The organism is Microbacterium sp. 01T413_2 (assembly GCF_056398985.1).
In genome coordinates, this window is the sequence record NZ_JBFTQL010000034.1 from 1 (window position 1) to 20,749 (window position 20,749).

Consider the following 20,749-nt stretch of genomic DNA (forward strand, 5'->3'; position numbering starts at 1 on the left):
GTCCACGGCCGCCTCGACGTCCTCGACGGGGAAGTTCAGGATCGTGAAGCTCGCAGGGGTGTGGTTCGGCTTCGCGTAGACGAGAACGGATCCGCCCTCAGGCAGCCGGATGTCGAGGAACCCCATCGGATTGGTCGAGACGTCCATGCCGAGGATCTCGCCGTAGAAGGTCCGGGCGGCATCGATGTCATCGACGCTGAACCCGCTGAACGCGTGCGTGGTCTGGAAGCCGGTCATGCCCTCAGCATGCGCTCCTCGGGCCGTCCCGTCCAGGGGCGCGGCGTGCCGTCCGCATCGTGGCCGGGCGTGATGGTCAGCCCGCAGCGGTGCGCTCCGCCTGCAGCGCGCGGCGGAACGAGAAGTCGGCGTTCGCGAAGACGACGTACAGGAGCAGCCCCGGCACGAGAGCGCCGAGCACCGGCTGGACGATCACCGCGGCCGCGGAGAGCCCGAGCAGCACGAGCGCGATGACGCTGAAGTACCAGCGCCGCACGGACAGGTAGACCGCGGCCTTCACGATCGCGCGCGCCGACGCCTGCGGATACAGCACGAGCCCGGCGAGCGACGAGGTGCACGCGACGAGAGCCCAGGCGGCGACCACCGCGAGCGTCGGAGCGAGCAGGGGCGCCCAGACGGTGCCCGTGAGGACCGCGCCGTCGTAGAGCACGAACCCGACGACGAGTCCTGTGGCGAGGCCCATCAGCGCGGCCCCCGCACCGCGAGTGCGGTAGCCGTGCCAGAACGCCGCGAACGGACGCGGGGGCTCGTCACCGCGCATCCGGCGGAACACCTCGAACGCGCCGGCCAGCGACGGGGCGAGCGTGAGCGAGAGCAGTAGCACGGTCGGCCAGGCCTGCAGCGCATCGCGCGCGACGAACAGCAGCAGGGCCAGGGGCAGGTTCGCGAGCACGAGCAGCAGATCCGTCATCAGGATCGCGTACGCGTACGCGAACATCGACTCCATGGTCTCGTGCCGCAGGTGCAGGATCCGCCGCCGCGGCGGCACGGTGAGATCGTCGGTCACGGTGCTCACCCCTTCATCCCGCTCGTCGCGATGCCGCTGATGAAGTAGCGCTGCCCGGCGAGGAAGATGACCAGGATCGGGACGATCGAGATCACGGATCCGGTCATGATCAGCGCGTACTGCGCGGAGTACTGGCCGATGAACGACTTCAGCCCGATCTGCACCGTCCACAGCTCGTTGCTGGAGAGGTAGATGAACGGCCCCATGTAGTCGTTCCAGGTGTTCACGAACGTGAGCAGGGCGAGCGAGGCGAGCGCGGGCTTCGACAGCGGCAGGATGATCCGCGCCCAGATGCCGTAGTCGCTGAGGCCGTCGATCCGCGCGGCCTCGTTGAGCTCGTCGGGGATGGTCATGTAGTACTGCCGCATCAGGAACACCCCGAACGCGCCGAACGCCTGCAGCAGGATGAGCGCCGTGAACGTGTTCGTCAGGCCCGCCTTCTGCATCATCATGTACTGCGGGATCATGTACGCCTGCCACGGCACCGCGATCGTCGCGATGTAGGCGAGGAACAGGGCATCCCGCCCGGGGAAGCGCACCTTGGCGAAGCCGTAGGCGGCGAAGCTGCCGGTGAGCACTTGCAGGATCGTGATGACGATCGCGAGGAAGGCGGAGTTCGCGAGGTAGCCGGCCATCGGGATCTGGGTCCAGATCTGCGCGTAGTTGCTCCACACGAAGCTCGTCGGCAGCCACTGCACGGGCACCGTGAGCACTTCGTCGTCGTGCTTGAACGACGAGGACAGCATCCACAGGAACGGCAGCAGCACGACGGTCAGCAGCAGGACCAGCAGCACGTACATCGCGATGCGGCCGAGACGCGAGCGGATCCGCCGGCTGCCGCGTCGCGCCGGGACGGGCGGCAGTGCGCGCCCGCCGTCGAGCTCCTGGGCGAGGTCGGAGGTGAGGGTCGACATCAGCGCTCCCTTCTCTGCTGGATCCGGAACTGGAACACGGTCACGACCAGGACGATCAGGAACAGGACGAGCGAGATCGCCGAGGAGTATCCGAACTGGCCGTTCAGGATTCCGTCCTGATAGATGAGCTGCGAGAGCACGAGCGTCGCGCGCCCCGGCCCGCCGCCGGTCATCACGAAGATGAGRTCGAAGACCTTGAAGCTCGACACGCTCAGCAGCACGAGCACGAGGAAGGTCGTGGGCCGCAGCGACGGCAGCGTGATGTTCCAGAAGGTGCGCCAGCGCCCGGCGCCGTCCATGGCCGCCGCCTCGTAGTACTCCTGCGGGATCGCCTGCAGGCCCGCGAGGAACAGCACCATGTAGTAGCCCATGTCGCGCCACACGCTGGTGATGATCACCGCGGGCAGCGCCCACCCGGTGCTCGAGGTCCATCCCGGAGGGTTCGCGATGCCGAGCAGATGCAGGAACTGGTTGATCGGCCCGTTCACCGGGTCGAAGAGCATGTTCCACACGATCGCGATGGCGACCAGCGAGGTGATGTACGGGAAGAAGATCGCCACGCGGAAGAACGCGATGCCACGCAGCTTCTGGTTGAGCAGGATCGCGAGACCGAGCGAGCACACCAGGGTGAGCGGCACATGGCCGATCGCGTAGATCAGGGTGTTACCCAGCGCCACGTGGAAGTTCTGGTCGCCGAAGAGGCGGGTGAAGTTCTTGATCCCGGCGAACGTGGGCGGGTTGTACGCGTCCCAGTTCATGAACGCCAGCACGAACGCGGCGAGCACGGGCACCAGGGTGAACAGCGCGAACCCGAGGAAGTTCGGCAGGATGAAGCTCCAGCCGATGAGGATGCTGCGTCGGCGCATCCGGCGGCTCGCCACCGAGCGCGGCGGGGCCGCGGACGGCCGGTCGGTGAGGGTGGTCATGATCTTCCTTGATCCGGTTCGGGGAGGGGTGCCTGGTGCGCCGGATCCRACCCCTTCGACGAGCTCAGGGGCCGGATCCGGCGCGGACCGGAGCTACTGGTTCAGCACCTCGGAGGTGACGCGGCTCTCCATCTCGGCGATGCCGTCGTCCACCGACTTGCTGCCGGTCATGATGAGCTGGTGCTCCTGGTCCAGCACGCCCTGCAGCTGCGCAGCGAGGGTGCCGGTCGCGCCGTCGGGGCGGATCGTGTCGGGCGTGAAGGCCTTCTTCGAGGTCGCGTCCTGCGGCATGCCCTTCAGGCCGAAGTACTGCTTCGTGATCTCGTCGCTGTGGTACGCGGGCACGATGCCGATCGACGCGACGGCCTTCGCGCCGTCTGCTCCCGCCGCGAACGACAGGAACTTCTTCGCCGCATCCTGGTTCTTCGAGTTCTTGCTGATGCCGAAGCCGGTCGGGCCGCCCATCGTGGTCACCTTCGATCCGCTCTTGATCTGCGGGATCGGAGCGATGCCCCAGTCCACCGACGTGGTGCCGGCGGCCGCATCGGCGAGCAGCGGCGAGATGAGCCAGGTGCCCATCGGCACCATGGCGGCCTTGCCGGTCTCGAAGACTGTCTTGTACTGGGCCTGCTGGCTCTTCGCGGTGCCCCAGTCGAGGACCGTGCCGTCCTTCTGCATGCCGAGGGTGAGGTCGTACTGGTCCTTCATCCAGGAGTAGTCGGGCTTGTCGAAGCCCTTGTCCTGCTGTGCGGACGCGTAGCCCTGCACCATCGAGTTCCAGGTGTGGATGTAGGCGCCGTACACCTTGTCCGCTCCATCACCCTTCGTGAGCTTCTTCGCGTCGGCGGCGAATTCGTCCCAGGTGAGGCTGGAAGGATCGGCGACGCCGGCGTCCTTGAACATCTTCTTGTTGTAGAAGAGCACGCTGAAGTCCTGGCGGTACGGGACCGCGTAGTAGGTGCTTCCGGCCTTGTACTCGTCCAGTGCCGGGATCTTGTCGGCGGGGAGCGCCTTGACCAGGTCGTTCACCCCGACGAACTGCTTCTTCTGCGCGTAGCCGCCGAAGTCGGTGAGGTTCTTGACCGTGATGATGTCGGTCGTGTCGCCGCCGGCGAGCATCGTCGTGACCTTGTCCTCGTAGTTCGCGGCGAGGATGTCGACGGGCTCGATCGTGATGTCAGGGTTCGCCGCGTGGAACGCGTCGAAGAGCGCCTTGAACTCGGGCGTCTGCGCGTAGTTCCACACCGAGATGCGCAGCGTCGTCTTTCCGCCCGAGGGCGTGGAGGCGGGCGTGGACGTGCCGGCGCAGCCGGCGAGGGCGAGSGCCGCCGCGGCGACGGTGCCGACGGCGATGAGGGATCGCTTCATGCGAGGTTCTCCTTTGAAAATGGATGAAGGGTGGGTGCGGGGCGGGCGGAGGAGTGCGAGGGCGGGTCAGGCGCTGAGCTGCAGGGCGTCGACGGTGACCTCTTCGAGCAGGGGCAGGCCGGCGGTGAGGCGCTCGAGCTCGTCCAGCGCGGCGTCGGTCATGCGGTACAGCTCAGAGCCGAGCGACCCGGCCAGATGCGGCGTGATCATGACGTTCGGCAGGCGGTACAGCGGCGAGTCCGCGGGGAGCGGCTCGGGGTCGGTCACGTCGAGCATCGCGTTCAGGCGACCGCTCGCGCACTCGCGCTCGAGCGCTGCGGTGTCGATCACACTGCCGCGCGCGGTGTTGATCACGGTCGTGTGATCCTGCAGAGCGGCCAGCTGCGCCGGGCCGATCATGTGCCGGGTGGACGGCAGCTCCGGTGCGTGCAGCGACAGCACGTCGACGCGGGGGAGCAGGTCTTCGAGGGTGGTGTGCACGCCACCCGCCGCAGCGATCTCGGCCGGATCCGCGTAGGGATCCGCGACGAGGACGGTGACGTCCGCGAGCTGCTGCAGGATGTCGACGACGCGGCGGCCCACGCGACTGAATCCGACGACGCCGATCGTGAGGCCGAGGTTGCCGAGCCGGCCGAACCGCTCCGCGCGCAGCCCGCTCTGGCGGCGGGTCTCGGGGTCGGCGGCGATGAACGGCGCCTTCTTGCCGGCGAAGATGACCGCCGCGAGGGTGAACTCCGCCACGGGCACGGCGTTGACCTCCGCGACGGACGCGGCACGGATGCCGCGCCGCCAGAACTCGTCGCTCACCTGCGCGCGGATGGACCCGGCGCAGTGCAGCATCGCGCGGAGGTTCGGCATCCGATCGAGCCGGGCCGCGTCGAGGCGCGGCGCACCCCAGCCGGTCAGGAGCACCTCGACCTCGGCCAGCCGCTCGGCCAGTGCCGGGTCGTCGAGGTCGTCCGTGAAGACCGGTTCCGGCACGGTCGCGAGGCGGCGCAGGCGGGCGATGCGCGCGGCATCGAACTGCCGCTCGAATACCTCGCGCGACATGACGACGAGAGCGTTGGGGGTGGTCGTTGCGGTCATTCCCAGGGGGTTCCGTCCTTCGTCAGATCCCGACGAAGCAGGGCATTGCGTCGTCGCTGAACTCAGTAGATACTCGGACTCGTTCGAGACGAAACCAAACGTTCAGAGTCGAACAGATACAAGCACAAGCGAAGGTTGAAATCATGACGCGCAGCCCCGACATGGACGCCCTCTCCCGGGTCAGCGCGCACGCCGTGCCGCCGTACGGCACGGCCGTGCGGACCGCGGAATTCCGCGGTCCGCTGTATGCGGAGTGGGGTCCGGCGATGCGCGCAGAGGCGTTGCGCGGGAGTGTCGGTGAGCTCACTGCCGAGGCACTGCGCGAACGAGTCGGAATCCCCTCGATCGAGCGCCGCGACGTGTGGGAGGACGTGGATCCGATCACGATCGAACGCATCAGCGTCGCGGCCGCGGAGACCCACAGCCGCCCCTGGGCCGATGCGCTCGGCTCTCTGTTCGCGCGCTACGTGCGGGACGGCGATCGCGCGACGTACGAGCGTGCGGTGTCGGAGCGGCAGGAGCGACTCACCCGTGCGGTGATCGCCGCCGCGGTGACCGATGACCCGATGTGGATCGACGAGGCGGCCGACGGTGCCGTGGTGCTCTGCGAGCAGAGCACCTGGTCGCTTCCGGCGCACGACGACGCGCACGCCCGGCGCGGCTTCGTGCTGCCCGACGTCGCCGCGCCCTATCTGGACCTCGTCGCGGGTGAGATCGTGGCGCAGTTGGCGGTCGCGGACCGGGTGCTCGGCCCGTGCTGGGACGAGAGCTGGCCCGGGCTGCGTGAGCGCCTCCGGCACGAGGCCGAGGCGCGCGTGTTCACCCCGTTCGAGACCCGCGACGACCTGTGGTGGTTGGGGTACTGGCGCGAGGTCAACAACTGGAACCCGTGGATCCTCGGCAACGTGCTGCTCGCCGCCGTGCTGCTGCTCGACGACCCCGAGCGCGTGGCGTGCATCCTCGCGCGGGCTCTGGACAGCCTCGACCGCTACGTCGCCGAGCTGCCCGCTGACGGGGCCATCGACGAGGGCGTCGCGTACTGGTGGAACGGCGCGGGGCGCATGCTCGAGATGCTCGACACCGTGGCCGCGATCACCGACGGCGGGCTCGACGCCACCCGGATCCCCGTCGTCGGCGAGACGCTGCGGTTCCCGACGCGCATGCACCTCGGCGGGGACTGGTACGTGAACGTGGCCGACGGCTGGGCGCGCTCCCGCGGGCACGAGCCGTGGCAGCTCCCGTTCCGCTGGGGGACTCTCACCGGCGACGCGAGGGTGACCGCGTGGGCGCGGGCCGCACGCCGGCCGGGGCAGCCGGTGGCGGAGGTCGCAGGCGGGCTGCCGCGACTGGTCCGCGCGCTCGTCGACACCGCGTGGCGGGACGCCGTGCCCGCTGCTGCACCGCTTCCGGCCGCGGTCTGGCTCGGGTCCGTGCAGGTGCTGGTGCGCCGTGCCGAGGCCGGCTCGGCCGCCGGGCTCGCGCTTGCCGCGAAGGGCGGCACGAATGACGAGAACCACAACCACAAGGACCTCGGATCCTTCCTCGTCGCCGCGGGCGGCCGGCAACTGCTCGTCGACGTCGGCAAACCCACCTACACCGCGCAGACCTTCAGCGCCGAGCGGTACCGGGTCCGCGCGATGCAGAGCGGCTGGCACAGCGCGCCCGCCCCCTACGGCCTGGAGCAGGGTGAGGGGCCGGCGTTCACAGCGCAGGTGATCACCGCGCCGCAGGGTGAACCGGGCCCGATCCCGCCCGTGGGCGAGGCCACCGTGCTCGAACTGGAGCTCGCGGGCGCCTACCCGCTCGCAGCGGGCGACTCCTGGCGGCGGACGTTCCGCTTCGACGCATCAGGATCCGCCGGCGGGACGGAGCGCATCGAGGTCGCCGACCGGTGGCGGCTGAGCGAGGACGGCGCGCACCGGATCCACGTCATCGCGGCGGGAGTGGTCACGCCGTCCGGCGACGCCGTCGAGGTCGCCGCCGACGGACACCGGATCCGCATCGCCGCGGACGACGGGAACGCACCGGTCGCGCCCTCGCTCGAGGTATGGGAGCTGGACGATCCCGAGCTCATCGCCGTGTGGGGTCCGTGGCTGACCCGCCTCGTCTACGACGTCGGCGGACGGGCCGGCTCGTTCACGACCGTGATCGAGGAGCTGTCGTGAGCGGGCGGGATCCGCTGTTCGCGCTGCAGCGCCGGGAGCGGATCATGGACGAGATCCGCGAGCACGGCTCCGTCAGCGTCTCCACGATCGCGGCGCACCTGGGTGTGAGCGAGCTCACGATCCGGCGCGACATCAACACCCTCGCCCAGCAGGGCCTCGTCACGCGCGTGCACGGCGGAGCGACCCTGCGCAGCAGCCTCGAACCCGGGCTCAGCCCCGTGCTCGCCGGACACGACCCGGCCGTCACCCGCTACACGATCGGCATGGTCGTGCCCTCTCTCGACTACTACTGGCCGCCCATCGTGCACGGCGCGAGGGCCCAGGCCGCACAGCTGCGTGCCCGGCTGCTCCTGCGCGCATCGACGTACGAGCTGCGCGACAACCGCCGCCAGGTCGAGGCGCTGCTGAACACCCCGGGCCTGCACGGGCTCATCGTCGCCCCCGATACGTTCGGGGAGCAGGCGATCGAGATGCTGGAGTGGCTCGACGCGCTGCCGGTGCCCGTCGTGCTCGCGGAGCGCCGAGTGCGCTCCGCGGCCGCGGCGCCGCATCTGGACTCGGTCGTGTCGGACCACACCGCGGGCGCCGCGCTCGCCGTGCGGCACCTGCACGAGCAGGGCCACGAGCGGATCGGGCTGATCACCGAGACCGAACGCCCCACCGGCCGCTACGTGCGGCGCGGGTGGGAGAGCACCCTGCGTTCGCTGGGGCTGCCGACCGATGCCGCCTGCATCAACGGCGTGCGGTTCGACACCGCGGGCCGTGAGCGCGCGATGGACGACGCACTGCAGGTCATCACGGACACCGGCACCACGGCCGTCATCGTGCTTCCGGATCCGCAGGCCCTCGCCCTCGAGCAGCATGCGCTGGACCGGGGGATCCGGGTGCCGCACGACCTGGCGATCGTGGCCTACGACGACGATGTGGCCCGCTTCGGCGACCCCGCGATCACTGCCGTGCGTCCGCCCAAGCAGCACGTCGGTCGCGAGGCCGTGAACCTGCTCATCGCCCGGCTCGAGGCCGGGAGCGGCCGTCCCGCTTTCCGGGTGAAGCTCAGCCCTGAACTGCATGTGCGCGAGTCCTCGCTGCGGCCGAGCATCGCGGCGCCGGCAGATCCCGTCCCGCTCGCACCCGCACCGACCGCCGCCCGCACGAAGGAGACCTTGTGACCGCGTTCGACCCCGCCCGCCTGATCCTGCCGCCCGAGGACCGCGCGCTGTCGCCGCGCACCGGCTGGACGCGCGATCACTGGGCGGCCATCGCCGACCATCTGCTGCTGTCGCTGCGGCCGTACTTCACGCCCACACGCAGCCAGGTGCGCCTGCCAGGGCAGACCAGCAGCAGCGGCGCGGACAGCGACGGCCTGGAGGGCTTCGCGCGCTCGTTCATGCTCTTCGCCTTCCGCCTCACCGGGGAGCGCGGGGAGGATCCGCACGGCTTCCTGGACTGGTACCGCGACGGGCTGGTCGCCGGCACCGACCCGTCGAATCCGGAGCGCTGGATCCTGCCCGCCGAGCAGGCGCAGGCCGAGGTCGAGGCGGCCTCGATCGCGCTCGGACTGCAGCTCACCCGGCAGTGGCTGTGGGACACGCTCGACGCCACCGCACAGCAGCGCATCATCGACTGGCTGGCCCTCAACCCGGTGGGCTGGTACCCGGACAACAACTGGCTGTGGTTCCGGATCACGGTCGAGACGTTCCTCGCCTCGGTCGGCGGACCGCACGAGCCCGCGCGCATCGCGGCCGACCTCGCCCGCATCGAGGACTACTACCAGGCCGACGGGTGGTGGGCCGATGGCACGTGGCGCGCCTACGACTACTACTGCGGCTGGGCGATGCATCTGTATCCGCTGCTCTGGGCGGGATCCGAAGGGTCTGACAGGTTCGGATCCGGCGCGCTCGCGCCCGTCTTCAAGGCCCGGCTCACCGAATTCCTGGACGACTACGCGGCGCTCATCGGGGCGGACGGGATGCCGGTGCTGCAGGGACGCAGCCTCATCTACCGGTTCGCGACCGCCGCGCCGCTGTGGATGGGCGCGTTCTCCGGCGCCACCCGGCTGCCGCTCGGGATGCTGCGCCGGGCGGCCTCGGGTGAGCTGCGCACCTTCGTGGAGCGCGGGGCGGTCGATGAGCGCGGCCTGCTCACGATGGGGCTGTTCGGCGAATGGCCCGCGATGGCGCAGACGTACTCCGGCGCGGGGTCGCCGTATTGGGCGTCGAAGGGCTTCCTCGGACTGGCCCTGCCCGCGGACCACGAGGTCTGGACGGCCGTGGAGGAGCCGCTGCCGATCGAGCAGGGCGACGTGCGCCGCGTGATCCGGCCGGCCGGCTGGCTGGTCAGCGGCACCGCGGCCGACGGTATCGTGCGCCTGATCAACCATGGCGCGGACCATGCCTTCGAGGGGGACCGCACCGGCGACTCGGCGCTGTACGCCCGGTTCGGCTACTCCAGCGCGACGCTGCCGCCGCTCACCGGCGCGACCATCGACGACCCCGCCGACAACATGGTGGGCGCCCTCGATGCCGCAGGGCGCTCCACGCATCGCACCGGGTTCGCCCGCGGTGCGATCGGCGACGACGGCATCGCGGCGTTCGCGACGTCCGTGGCTGACGCGCACTGGGTGGACTCGAGCGCCGACGGCGCCGGGTACGACCACGGRTCCGGRCGCGCGGGGGYCGTCACCGACGGMCCGCTGCTSGCGACGGCGAGCGYSGTCCGCGGCTCGTGGGAGGTGCGCGCGACCCGGCGGCTGCCGCGCGAGGGCGTCGCTGCGGCGCCGCTCCCGGTGCGCGTGAGCGGCTGGCCGCTGACCGGTTCGACCGAGGCGGTCGTGGAGCGGGACGACGCCGCGATCGCGCTCGACCTGGACGGGCTGCGCTCCGAGCTGTGGCCGCTCGCGGGGATCGGCGGCGGTGCGGTCGCCGCGTCGGTGCGCACGGAGACCGGCGTCTCACCGATCGGCGAAGTCGTGTCGATCCCGCGGCTCGACTTCGGGGTGGTGGGCGAGGGTGACGTCGTGATCGTGGCGGTCCGCCTGGGTCGCGGATCAGAGCAGGCGCCCTCGGCGCGTGCGGTCGCGACCGACGGCGGCGACGCGATCCTCGAGGTGAGCTGGCCCGACGGCGCGGTGAGCGCAGTGCGGATCGGCTGAGAGCCCGCGGCGGTCGACGGTCCGGTCAGCCCGCGGTCGTGAGGCGGATCGCGTTCGCCCAGGGATCCTCGAAGGCGAGCGTGCGCCCGTCGTCGCGCGCGGCGACGCCGAAATGCGTCATTCGCTCGGCGACGGATCCGAGGTCGTCCGCGGTGGGCAGCACGATGTCCACGCGTCCGAGGCCCAAGGCCGGGGAGCGCCGGCCGGCACCCGCGCTGTTCCACGTGTTCATCGCCATGTGGTGGTGGTAGCCGCCGGCGCTCACGAACAGTGCGGATCCGCCGAGCTCCGCCGTCGTCTCGAACCCGAGCCGCTGCACATAGAACTCGCGTGCGGAGGTCACGTCGCCGACCGAGAGGTGCACGTGGCCCACGGTCGCGCCGCCGATCACCGGATCCTCGGCGGCGGACTCGGTGAGGTGCTCACTCAGGAAGGCGTTCGGATCCAGGTACAGGGTGTCCATCTCGATCCGGCCGTGCGCCCAGCTCCATTGCGTGCGATCGCGATCCCAGTACAGCTCGACGCCGTTGCCCTCGGGATCCGTGAAGTAGAAGGCCTGGCTCACCAGATGATCGGCGCTGCCGGTGAAGGTCCCGGGGGCGCGCTGCGCGACCGAGTACAGCGCAGCGGCCAGTGCCGCCTGCGTCTCGAACAGGATCGCGGTATGGAACAGTCCGGCGGCGCGCGGTGCCGCGTGCCTCAGTTCGGGGCTGTGCTGCAGGATCACCACCGGCGTGGTTCCGCGACCCAGCACCACTCGGTCGCCTTCGGCCGACAGCACCCGCAGCGTGACCGCGTCGCGGTAGTACGCGGTCATGGCGTCGAGGTCGGCGACGAGCAGGGTCACGGCGCCCATCGCGGTGTCGGCGGCGAGGAGATCGGAGCGGGAGGAGGTCACTGTCTACGCAACCGAATGGACCGGGGATCCATTCCGATATGGACCGATCACCGGGCGCGCACCGCGCGGTCACGACCGGAGCGCGGCCTCCCAGCGCGTGCCCGTGGCGAGCAGCCGGGGCAGGCCGGCCACGAACCCGCAGCGGGGGAGCGCGCTCATCATCGCGCTCTCGGCGGGCAGGCGCCGCTGCTCGCCACGGCTCAGCCGCTGCAGCGCGTGCAGCAGGGCGAGCGGGTGCGATTCGAGGGCGCTGTGCCCGTTCTCGATCTCGACGAGCACCGTGTCCGGCGCGGCCTCGGCCACGCGCTGCGCCACGGCGGCCGGGGTGCGCAGGTCACGGGATCCAGTCAGCAGCACGGTCGGCCAGTCGAAGTCCGCCGCCGCGGCGGTCAGGTCGAAGGGCTCGCCGGTGAACCGGGGGAACTGGTCGGCGATCGACGCGTAGGTGAGGGAGGGGTCGAGGACGGATCCGTCCGGATCCGGACCGAATCCCAGCTCGCGGAACGCGATCGCGCCGACGAGATCGAACTCGTAGAACCCGGGCACGTGCGCCTCGGACTCGCCCTTGTCGACGTACGCCTCGAGCGCAGACCACACCGAGCCGCGTCCGGAGGAGCCTCGACCGGGCCGACCACCGCTGTCGCCGGCGCGCCGTGCGCCGCGCACGCGCTGACGCAGCAGCGGCTCGAGCAGCCCCTCGCCGCCCAGCTCGTAGGCCGCGCGCAGCACGCCGAGGAGGATCCGCGGATCCGATCCGTCGTCCAGCAGCTCGCGCACCGACGCGGCGATCCGGGCGTCCCCGTCGACGAACAGCTCGCGGATCATCGCCCGCTCGGCATCGCGATCCGCGACCGACTGCAGGGCGGAGTCCAGCAGCATCCCGGCCACGTGCTCCGGGTGACGGGCGCCGAACCCGGCCGCGACGTAGCTGCCGTAGGAGGATCCTGAGATGTAGGCGCGGCGCACGCCCTCCGCATCCAGCACGGCGGCGAGGTCGTCGATCACGTCGACCATGCGCATCGCCGACAGCGGCAGGCTGTGCCCGTCGAGGTCGGCGCGGGACAGCCCCACGCCACGGTGCTCCATCATGATGACGTCGAGCCCGAGAGCCGCGGCCCGCCGCCGGAAGCGTCGATAGGGGAGCACGGATCCGAGCCCGGGTCCGCCCGGGATCACGACGATCGGCAGGGACGAACGCGGTCCGGTGCGCACATACGCCAGGTCGAATGCGGGCGCGGTCGGCGTCGCGGGGCGGCGCACGCGGTGCACTTCTCGCATGGAGGCGGCGAGCAGGCGCGGCAGCGCGCTGGGAGCCCGCGTCCTGCGCCCCGCCTCGTTCTTCACCGTCGCCATGCCTCGATTATGCGCGGGTGTGTGTAGGCGGGCGCTGGCCGGAACCTATCCGTGGGCTAAGGCAACCCTCGGGGCGGACACGGGCCGACGCGAGGATCCGTCCCCGAGGAGGACGTTCCCGACGCGCTCAGTGGTCGCAGATTGCGGTTCCCCGAGTGCAATAACCGCAATACGCGACCACCGAGCGGGACGCGACCGAGGCGACCGGGCGCTTCGACAGGCTCAGCGACCGGGCGTGACTCAGGCTCCGGGCTTCCCCATCGCCTCCACGGCGTCGTCGGCCTCGGTCACGATCGCGGCCATCGCCGTCGCTGCAGCCTCGGGGTCGCGTGAGGTGATCGCGGCCGCGACGTCCTGATGCAGCCGCAGGGCGGTCTCGTCCGCGCGGTGCGGCATCAGCGCGTGCGCGGTGCGTCCGTGCAGCAGCTCGGCGACGACGTCGGCGAGACCGGCGAGGTAGGGGTTGCCCGAGCCGCGCAGCACAGCCGCATGGAAGTCGATGTCGTGTTGCAGGTAGACGGGCTCGTCGGCCCTGTCGCCGTGCTCGACCATCCCGAGCACCGCCTTCACGAGCGCGGCACGGTGCTCCGGACCGGCCTGGGCGGCGGCGAGTCGGGCGGCGAGCGGCTCGATCGCGGAGCGCAGCTGGCTGAGCTCGTGCAGGGCGCGGAGCCGGCCGGATCCGTCCAGCCGCCAGCGGATCACCTCGGGGGCGTACGGGCTCCACCGATCGGCGGGCAGCACCTCTACCCCGGCGCGGCGGCGCACCTCGACCATGCCCATGGTCTCGAGCACGCGCACCACCTCGCGCATCGCGGACCGGGACGCGCCGAACTCGGCGGCGACCTCTGCGGTCAGCAGCCGGGCGCCGGGCGCCAGGTGTCCCTCCACGATGCGCGCACCGATCGTGTCGAGCAGCCGGCGGTGCTGCGCGGAGGCCGCCTCGCGGGTCCCTTCTGCCATGAAGCCCATTATGGCGATAGCCCGGCAAGATGACGTGCGAATGAACTGTAGAAGGGCTTATTGAGGACCTCTGCTTGATTAAGTCCTACTTATCATTTACGCTGAAGCGAAATCTCTCCGCCAGACCAAGGAAGCTCATGGCCATGTCATCGAACCTGCTCGCCGCCGTCCCCGGGACTCTCCTCTCGGCCGCCGATCCCGTTCCCCCCACCACGACCGCCCCGGAGTGGGTGCTGATCCTCGCTGCGCTCATCGGCATCGCGACGATCGTGGTGCTCATCACCTGGGTCAAGCTGCATCCGTTCCTCTCCCTCGTGATCGGCGCACTCGTCACCGGTCTCGTCGCGGGCATGTCCGCCACGCAAACGGTGCTGAGCTTCACCAACGGCTTCGGATCCACCGCCGGAGGCGTCGGCGTGCTGATCGCCCTCGGTGCGATCTACGGCAAGCTGCTGGCCGACTCGGGTGGCGCGGATCGGATCGTGGACACCCTGATCTCGAAGGCGAGCGCCGCGGCGCTGCCCTGGGTCATGGGTCTGGTGGGTGCGCTGATCGGCCTGCCGATGTTCTTCGAGGTCGGCCTCGTGCTGCTCGTGCCGGTCATCATCCTGGTCGCCCGCCGCTCCGGCGTCTCGCTCATGAAGATCGCGATCCCGACGCTCGCGGGCCTGTCCGCCATGCACGGTCTGGTGCCGCCGCACCCCGGGCCGCTCGCCGCGATCGGCCTGATCGGCGCGAACCTCGGCGTCACCCTCGCGTTCGGCGTGCTCATCGCGATCCCGACCGTGATCATCGCCGGCCCGCTGTTCGGCCGCCTCGCCGCCCGCTGGGTGGATGTGCCCGTGCCGGCGCTGTTCGAGACGGCGGAGGACACCGCGCAGCCCGGTGACACCGCGGCGGTCCAGGCCCGCAGGCGGCCCAGCTTCGGTGCGACGCTGTTCAGCATCCTGCTGCCGGTGATCCTAATGCTGCTCGCCGCGATCGTCGACATCGTCGCTCCGACCGACACCTCGGCCGTGAAGGGCATCATCGACTTCCTCGGCAAGCCCATCATCGCGCTGCTCATCGCCGTGCTCGTCGGCATGGTCGTGCTGGGTCGCGGCGGCGGTATGAGCTCCAAGGAGGTCGGCGCCTCGGTGTCGTCCTCGCTGCCGGCGATCGCGGGAATCCTGCTCATCGTGGGTGCGGGCGGCGGCTTCAAGCAGGTGCTCGTCGACTCCACGATCGGCACGGTGATCGCACACGCGATCTCGGACGTCGGCGGCGCGCTGCCGGTGGTGCTGTTCTTCGCCTGGCTGGTCGCGGTGCTGATCCGCGTCGCCACCGGATCCGCCACCGTCGCGACGATCACCGCCGCCGGGATCATGCAGCCGCTGGTGCACGACCTGCACATGTCGGCGGGCGGATCCGCTCTTCTGGTCCTGGCGATCGGAGCCGGTTCGCTGTTCCTCTCGCACGTCAACGATGCAGGCTTCTGGCTGATCAAGGAATACTTCGGCCTGAGCATCCCGCAGACGCTGAAGTCGTGGTCGATCATGGAGTGCCTGATCTCGGTCACGGGCCTCGTCGGCGTCCTGATCATCGGCGCCTTCGTAGGCTGACCGGAGGAGTCGCTGATGTCGCAGAACACACCGCCGACGATCCTCGTGGTCATGGGGGTCTCCGGATCCGGCAAGAGCACGCTGGCCGGAGTGCTGGCCGGGCGCCTGGGCTGGGCGCTGCAGGAGGGGGATGACCTGCATCCCGCGGCGAACGTCGCGAAGATGGAGGCCGGCATCCCGCTCACCGACGAGGACCGCCGCCCATGGCTCGAACTGATCCGTGACTGGATCGTGGCGAAGCAGGAGGCGGGGCAGCCCGGCGTGGTGACCTGTTCGGCGCTGCGACGCAGCTATCGCGAGATCCTGGCCCGGCCCGGAGTGGAGTTCGTGCACCTGAAGGGCACCAAGCACGACCTCGCGGAGCGCCTCGGGCGCCGGCTCGGGCACTTCATGCCGGCGTCGCTGCTGGATTCGCAGCTGGACACCCTGGAGCCGCTCGCGTCCGGTGAAGCCGGCTTCGTCGTGGACGCGGCGCTGCCGGTGCAGGACGCGGCGCAGCAGGTGCTCGACTGGCTCGACGAGCACGGGACGCCGACCCGGCCCTGACCCGGTCGGCACGCGTGTCGGGCCGGGTCGGTGTTGATGGACCCGGTCCGACAAAGCGCAGCCGGCTCCGACGGTGCCACAATGGCCCCATGGGGAACGCGGGCAGCGTGGAGCTCGAGTCGGCCAGGGTGGTCCGGCTCCTGCGCGACTCGATCCTGTCCGGGCAGCGCCGATCCGGCGACCGGCTCATCGAACGGGACATCGCCGAGGAGCTCGCCGTGAGCCGGCTGCCGGTGCGCGAGGCGATCCGGCAACTGCTCGCCGAGGGGATGCTCACCGCACGCCCGCGCTCCTGGGCCGTGGTCCGTCAGTTCACCGAGGACGACGTGCGCGACATCGCGCAGGTGCGTGACGTGCTGGAGGTCCTCGTGTTCGAGATCGCGGCGCTCCGGCACACGTCGGACGGGATCGCGAAGGTCGAGGCGGCGCTCAAGCGCGAGTACGCCGCCGCGGGGGTCGGCGACGCCGAGGCGGCGCATGCCGCAGCGGCGGAGTTCCACCTGATCATGGCGGAGCTCGCCGACAACGCCACGGTCAACGAGATCCTGAGCATGATGCGCGGGCGCCTGCTGCTGCTGTTCCGCGACCACGACGACCTGATCGCCATGGCGGAGGACCACGCGCGCATCTTCGAGTCGTTCGCGGCGCGCGACACGGCGACGCTGCGACTGCGCGTGCAGCGTCATCTGAGGGCGGGCACCGAGACGGCCCTGCGCAAGCTCGCCGAGTACAACGCAGAGACGGCCGCGATCCGTGCGCGCGCCGCGGCCCGCCAGGAGGCCTCCGTCGCCGGCGAGTGACCGATCAGCGCGGCGACATCGGGGTCGTCGTGTCGATCGCCTCGCGCAGCGGGTGCCGCATCGGCCCCCAGTAGCGCACCGGTGCGAGCCGCACCAGCGCATCCACGAGGCGGGTCTCCCGCCCGATCAGCGTGCGAGCCCTGCGCCGCAGCGTGGCGCGCACGATGCGCTCGGCCGCGTCCGCGGGCTCCATGTGGTACATCGCGGCCTGTGCGGCGGCGGCGCGGCCGGCCACCCCGGGGTCGATCGACGAGGCGTAGCGCCCGTGCAGGATGATGCCCGTGCGCACCCCCGAGGGGTAGATCGCACCGACCGTGACCGTCGATCCCTCGAGCTCGTGCATGAGCGCCTCGGAGAACGCGCGCACCGCGAACTTCGTCATGGAGTAGGGGATCCGCCCGCCGGGCGAGGCGATCGCGTAGATGCTGGCGATGTGCGTGATGTGCGCAGCGGGGGCGCGACGCAGGGCCGGCAGCAGCGCCTTGGTGATCGAGACCGTGCCCCAGAGGTTCACATCCATCAGCCAGCGCATCTCCTCCATGGAGAGTTGGTCGAGGGATCCGAGCATCGAGGATCCGGCGCACGTGATGAGCGTCTGCAGCTCGGGGTGCGCGGCTTCGACGTCTTCGCCGACGGCGGCCACGGCGTCGTCGTCGCGCAGGTCGACCGGATGCACCGTCACGGTGGTGCCGGTGGCGCGCAATTCGTCCGCGATGCGGGCCAGGCCGACCCGGTCCCGGTCGATGAGGGCCAAAGCCGCGCCGCGGCGCGCGAGCGCTCTCGCGGTGTCGGCGCCGATGCCGTTGGCGGCGCCGGTGATGGCACTGCTGCGCCCTGATGCGTCGAGAACGGGCAACGCTCCTCCTACCGCTGCGCCCTCGCACGCTTCGTCGCATGCGTCGGGTGGGCGCAGACGCTTGTCCCATCCTGCCGCATCGCCCTGCTGTTGCGGAACGGGAACCGGTACGGTGGATGCGAGGAGGAGGTCGGAGTGGGAAAGAGTGCGGACGTCATTGCCGAGGGCGTGGCGATCGCCACATCCGCCGCCCGGCTGACCGTCAAGAACCACATCCTCGTGGGCACGATCGCGCAGGGCGGATCCTTCGACGTCGCCAAGTACATGAATGACGCGCACGAGGCGCTGCTCGCACTCGCCGCGGAGTCGGACGAGGCGGCGGAGCTCGCCAACAAGCTGCGCAAGCGCGCCCACGGCCGCTACTCCGATCCGCACGGCACGCACGACTACCGCGACCGCGACGTGCGAAACCTCAAGAAGCGCGCCAAGCAGTCCTCCGCCGTGGCCGATCGGCTGCGCGAGATGGCCGACGACCCCGAGACGCTGCGGTTCCTCGTGGAGGCGGCGCGTGCCGCCGCCTGGAGCGACGTCGCAGGGAACCTGCAGAGCCGGCTCACGGTCGAGGCGATGCGGCCGGACGAGGATCCGGACTACGCCACGATGCGCGAGGCGCGGATGCAGGCGCTGCGGCTCGTCGACCTGCAGGCGCTCGCCTCGGACCAGCGCGCGCGCCGCAAGAACCGCGAGAAGGCCGACAAGGCTGCGGAGAAGGCTGCGGAGAAGGCCGGCAAAGCGGCCGCGAAGGCGGCGGAGCGCGAGGAGAAGCGCGCCGCTCGCCAGATGCTCTGATCCCCGCCACGCCCGGCGGTACCGTTCGCGGCGCTCTCGATTCGCGTTCCGCCCCGCCTCTGGGGTATTGTTGACGAGGCCCGCGAGAGCGGGCGGTCTTGTGAAAGACCGGATGCGCCTGTAGCTCAATGGATAGAGCATCTGACTACGGATCAGAAGGTTGGGGGTTCGAGTCCCTCCAGGCGCACACTGTGTTGAGACAGTAAGAAACGGCCCGCTTCGGCGGGCCGTTTCGCTTTTCCCGGGTCGAGCCGGCTGGTCGACCGCTGACCGTCTCGCTTGAATCAGCGGACCGGAACGTCAGCGAGTATTCGGATACGCCCGCGCCATCAGACTTGCCCCAGCTGTGCCGCGATGTCGGCGGTGTCAATGAAGATGCGTTCGGCGATGACGCGATCGTCGTCTCCGAATGTGATGACGGCGATCATCTCGAGGGCGATGGCGCGGCCGGTGGGGGCCAGGCCCGCGTATGAGCCGTCGTGCGTTCCCTCGAACCGCACGAGCATCGAACCCGTGTCACCCTCCTGCCCGAGCGGATCGATCGTCGCCCGCAGGTCGCTGAAGCCCTCGAAGAGGGCGTTCTCGCGTTCGAACAGAGCATCGAGTCCCTTCTGGGGACCGGTGAGGGGCGAGTCGTATTCGGCGGGTTCGGCCCAGAGGGCGATGATCGCCGCGGGGTCGTGCGCGTTGACAGCCGAGGCGGCACGCTGGGCGAAGTCGTGGATCTGCATGGTGTGATCTCCTCTGATCAGATGGGGTGAAGGGTGATGGTGCGGGTCTGGGTTCAGGGACGGACGGAGCGTTCGGCAATGTCCAGCGCCAGGCGTTCGGGCAGTCGCGGGGCGAGCCAGGAGACGAACGCGTTGGCACGTCCGTCGACCACCGAGGGGCGCCCGCGCCGGAGGGCGCGCAGCCCCGTCTCGACGACCTGCTCCGGCGTACGCCTGTTGCCGACGGAGGCGGCGTCTCCGGCGGTAGCGAAGAACGCGGTATCGGTCGCGCCGGGGCAGAGCGCGAGCACGTCGACTCCGGTACCGCGCGTTTCTCGCCAGAGCGCACGCGTGAAGGTGAGCACGAACGCCTTCGACGCCGAGTACACCGACATGTGCGGCACGGGCTGGAACCCCGCGGTGCTCGCTACGTTGATGACTGCTCCACGCCCGCGGGCCAGCATCGCCGGCAGCAGGAGCGCGGTGAGCGCCGTGAGACTGCTCACATTCACGGCGATCTGTGTCATCGCAGTCTCCAGACCGGCCGTGCCCACGTCTCCGTGGATGCCGAGACCGGCGTTGTTGATGAGCGCATCGACGACGATCCCCTCCTCGGCGAGCCGGGCCACCAACGTCGCAGCAGCGCCCGGGGAGTCGAGGTCATGGGAGATCGCGGTGACCTGCACCCGATGATGCGCGGTCAGTTCGCGGGCCAGCTCTTCGAGAACATCCCGGCGACGTGCGACGAGGATCAGGTCGCTGCCGGCGGCGGCCATGCGCTGGGCGAAGGCGCGACCGATGCCCGATGACGCGCCCGTGATCAGTGTGGTGCTGCCTGCGGCGATGGTGCGCACGATACTCCCTTAATTAAACAAACCAGTCGGTCTATTTAAGCGAGAATATACTACGAGGGTGTCTCAGCGTCCAGATGTTCTCGACGAGCCCGCTCCGCGCGCGGGACGGGTCGGTCGACCGGCCGGCCCCACCGCCCAGGGCGCGGCCTCGCGGGAGGCGATCGTCAATGCCGCTGCCGGCGTGTTCGCCCGGCTTGGATACGACAAGGCCCGGATGGCCGACATCATCGATGCGAGCGGCCTGTCCAAGGGCTCTGTGTACTTCCATTTCGACAGCAAGGAGACCCTCGCCGTCGTCGTCCTGGAAGCACGTCAGGCGCGGTGGCTCCGTGACGTCGAGAACCTCCTCGAGGCAGCCGCACCAGGCGTGCCGCGCCTGCGACGGCTGCTGCCCGCGATGCTCGAGCTGCACCGCGCCGATCCTGATGCCTGGGTGATCTCCCGGCTCATTTCCAATCTCGCGGCGGTCGAATCGACGCGAGAACTCGCGGCGGAGATGACTCAGCGATGGATCGACCTCGTCGCCGGTCTCATCGAGGACGCGACGACGGGCTCGGAGGAGCAGGGTGCTGCCATTCTCGCAACTGTCCTCGTCGGCGCATTCGACGGGTTGAAGATCACCATCGATGTCACGGCGCGGGGCGACCGGGACGCCGCCGCGGAGGCCCTGGCCGAGGGCGGTGCCATCCTGGAACGGATGCTGCTGTCCGCCCTCGGCCTCCCACCGAGCTGAGCTCCGCGGGCT

20 protein-coding genes and 1 tRNA gene are annotated in these 20,749 nt (G+C 70.3%); 9 read left to right on the top strand and 12 right to left on the bottom strand.

What is annotated here, in order from left to right; all coding sequences use genetic code 11:
• The 6 genes from AC1DMN_RS15750 to AC1DMN_RS15775 form a co-directional block, all read right to left on the bottom strand.
• Positions 1-237 (bottom strand): VOC family protein (locus AC1DMN_RS15750; RefSeq protein ID WP_477384557.1); only part of this gene is annotated, 237 nt, incomplete at its 3' end.
• 76 nt (positions 238-313) lie between these two features.
• Entirely contained in the window at positions 314-1,033 is a 720-nt protein-coding gene (locus AC1DMN_RS15755; RefSeq protein ID WP_477230512.1) for a DUF624 domain-containing protein, read from the bottom strand.
• A complete protein-coding gene (locus tag AC1DMN_RS15760) occupies positions 1,030-1,938 on the bottom strand; it encodes a carbohydrate ABC transporter permease (protein WP_441975500.1) in 909 nt (302 codons plus the stop codon). The genes AC1DMN_RS15755 and AC1DMN_RS15760 overlap by 4 nt, the downstream gene beginning before the upstream one ends.
• Positions 1,938-2,864 (bottom strand): carbohydrate ABC transporter permease, encoded by a 927-nt coding sequence (locus AC1DMN_RS15765; protein ID WP_441975501.1) that lies wholly within the window; start codon positions 2,862-2,864, stop codon positions 1,938-1,940. Before AC1DMN_RS15765 ends, AC1DMN_RS15760 begins: the two co-directional genes overlap by 1 nt.
• 93 nt (positions 2,865-2,957) lie before the next feature.
• A complete protein-coding gene (locus AC1DMN_RS15770; RefSeq protein WP_477230511.1) occupies positions 2,958-4,232 on the bottom strand; it encodes an ABC transporter substrate-binding protein in 1,275 nt (424 codons plus the stop codon).
• A 66-nt stretch (positions 4,233-4,298) separates the two neighbouring features.
• Positions 4,299-5,318: a hydroxyacid dehydrogenase gene (locus AC1DMN_RS15775; protein ID WP_477230510.1), complete on the bottom strand. Its 1,020-nt coding sequence runs from the start codon at positions 5,316-5,318 to the stop codon at positions 4,299-4,301.
• A 143-nt stretch (positions 5,319-5,461) separates the two neighbouring features.
• Between AC1DMN_RS15775 and AC1DMN_RS15780 the strand changes: the two genes are divergently transcribed.
• The 3 genes from AC1DMN_RS15780 to AC1DMN_RS15790 are packed head-to-tail and all read left to right on the top strand — an operon-like array spanning position 5,462 to position 10,634.
• A complete protein-coding gene (locus AC1DMN_RS15780) occupies positions 5,462-7,483 on the top strand; it encodes a heparinase II/III domain-containing protein (protein ID WP_477230509.1) in 2,022 nt (673 codons plus the stop codon).
• Positions 7,480-8,652: a LacI family DNA-binding transcriptional regulator gene (locus AC1DMN_RS15785; protein ID WP_441975505.1), complete on the top strand. Its 1,173-nt coding sequence runs from the start codon at positions 7,480-7,482 to the stop codon at positions 8,650-8,652. Before AC1DMN_RS15780 ends, AC1DMN_RS15785 begins: the two co-directional genes overlap by 4 nt.
• Complete coding sequence (locus tag AC1DMN_RS15790) at positions 8,649-10,634, top strand: DUF2264 domain-containing protein (RefSeq protein ID WP_477384559.1); 1,986 nt, start codon at positions 8,649-8,651, stop codon at positions 10,632-10,634. The genes AC1DMN_RS15785 and AC1DMN_RS15790 overlap by 4 nt, the downstream gene beginning before the upstream one ends.
• A 25-nt stretch (positions 10,635-10,659) precedes the next feature.
• On the opposite strand, the gene AC1DMN_RS15795 is transcribed toward AC1DMN_RS15790, so the two are convergent.
• The 3 genes from AC1DMN_RS15795 to AC1DMN_RS15805 all read right to left on the bottom strand — a co-directional run bounded on the left by AC1DMN_RS15795 (position 10,660) and on the right by AC1DMN_RS15805 (position 13,848).
• On the bottom strand, positions 10,660-11,490 hold the full coding sequence (locus AC1DMN_RS15795) for a VOC family protein (RefSeq protein WP_441975699.1): 831 nt from the start codon (positions 11,488-11,490) through the stop codon (positions 10,660-10,662).
• Positions 11,491-11,601: 111 nt separating this feature from the next.
• Positions 11,602-12,885, bottom strand: a complete 1,284-nt coding sequence (locus AC1DMN_RS15800) for an alpha/beta fold hydrolase (RefSeq protein WP_477230507.1) — start codon at positions 12,883-12,885, stop codon at positions 11,602-11,604.
• A gap of 240 nt (positions 12,886-13,125) precedes the next feature.
• Positions 13,126-13,848, bottom strand: coding sequence for a FadR/GntR family transcriptional regulator (locus tag AC1DMN_RS15805; protein ID WP_441975508.1), 723 nt, complete (start codon positions 13,846-13,848; stop codon positions 13,126-13,128).
• 143 nt (positions 13,849-13,991) lie between these two features.
• On the opposite strand from AC1DMN_RS15805, the gene AC1DMN_RS15810 reads away from it, so the two are divergent.
• The 3 genes from AC1DMN_RS15810 (at position 13,992) to AC1DMN_RS15820 (ending at position 16,795) form a co-directional block, all read left to right on the top strand.
• The gene (locus AC1DMN_RS15810) at positions 13,992-15,449 is read left to right on the top strand and encodes a GntP family permease (protein WP_441975700.1); all 1,458 of its coding nucleotides are present in this window, start codon (positions 13,992-13,994) and stop codon (positions 15,447-15,449) included.
• A 15-nt stretch (positions 15,450-15,464) separates the two neighbouring features.
• Entirely contained in the window at positions 15,465-15,995 is a 531-nt protein-coding gene (locus AC1DMN_RS15815; RefSeq protein WP_441975509.1) for a gluconokinase, read from the top strand.
• A gap of 89 nt (positions 15,996-16,084) precedes the next feature.
• Positions 16,085-16,795 carry a GntR family transcriptional regulator gene (locus AC1DMN_RS15820; RefSeq protein ID WP_440735046.1) on the top strand — a complete coding sequence of 237 codons (711 nt, stop codon included), beginning with the start codon at positions 16,085-16,087 and terminating at the stop codon, positions 16,793-16,795.
• Between the two features lie 4 nt (positions 16,796-16,799).
• Here AC1DMN_RS15820 and AC1DMN_RS15825 read toward each other — a convergent pair whose 3' ends face one another.
• A complete protein-coding gene (locus AC1DMN_RS15825; protein ID WP_441975510.1) occupies positions 16,800-17,651 on the bottom strand; it encodes an SDR family NAD(P)-dependent oxidoreductase in 852 nt (283 codons plus the stop codon).
• A gap of 135 nt (positions 17,652-17,786) precedes the next feature.
• Here AC1DMN_RS15825 and AC1DMN_RS15830 point away from each other — a divergent pair, with 135 nt between their 5' ends.
• On the top strand, positions 17,787-18,440 hold the full coding sequence (locus AC1DMN_RS15830) for an asparagine synthase (protein ID WP_441975511.1): 654 nt from the start codon (positions 17,787-17,789) through the stop codon (positions 18,438-18,440).
• Positions 18,441-18,554: 114 nt separating this feature from the next.
• A tRNA-Arg gene (locus AC1DMN_RS15835) sits at positions 18,555-18,627 on the top strand.
• A 142-nt stretch (positions 18,628-18,769) separates the two neighbouring features.
• On the opposite strand, the gene AC1DMN_RS15840 is transcribed toward AC1DMN_RS15835, so the two are convergent.
• Both AC1DMN_RS15840 and AC1DMN_RS15845 read right to left on the bottom strand, forming a co-directional pair.
• A complete protein-coding gene (locus AC1DMN_RS15840; protein ID WP_477230506.1) occupies positions 18,770-19,171 on the bottom strand; it encodes an ester cyclase in 402 nt (133 codons plus the stop codon).
• Positions 19,172-19,224: 53 nt separating this feature from the next.
• Positions 19,225-20,004, bottom strand: a complete 780-nt coding sequence (locus AC1DMN_RS15845) for an SDR family NAD(P)-dependent oxidoreductase (RefSeq protein ID WP_440735049.1) — start codon at positions 20,002-20,004, stop codon at positions 19,225-19,227.
• A gap of 58 nt (positions 20,005-20,062) precedes the next feature.
• On the opposite strand from AC1DMN_RS15845, the gene AC1DMN_RS15850 reads away from it, so the two are divergent.
• Positions 20,063-20,737 carry a TetR family transcriptional regulator gene (locus AC1DMN_RS15850; RefSeq protein WP_477230505.1) on the top strand — a complete coding sequence of 225 codons (675 nt, stop codon included), beginning with the start codon at positions 20,063-20,065 and terminating at the stop codon, positions 20,735-20,737.
• Positions 20,738-20,749 lie beyond the last annotated feature (12 nt).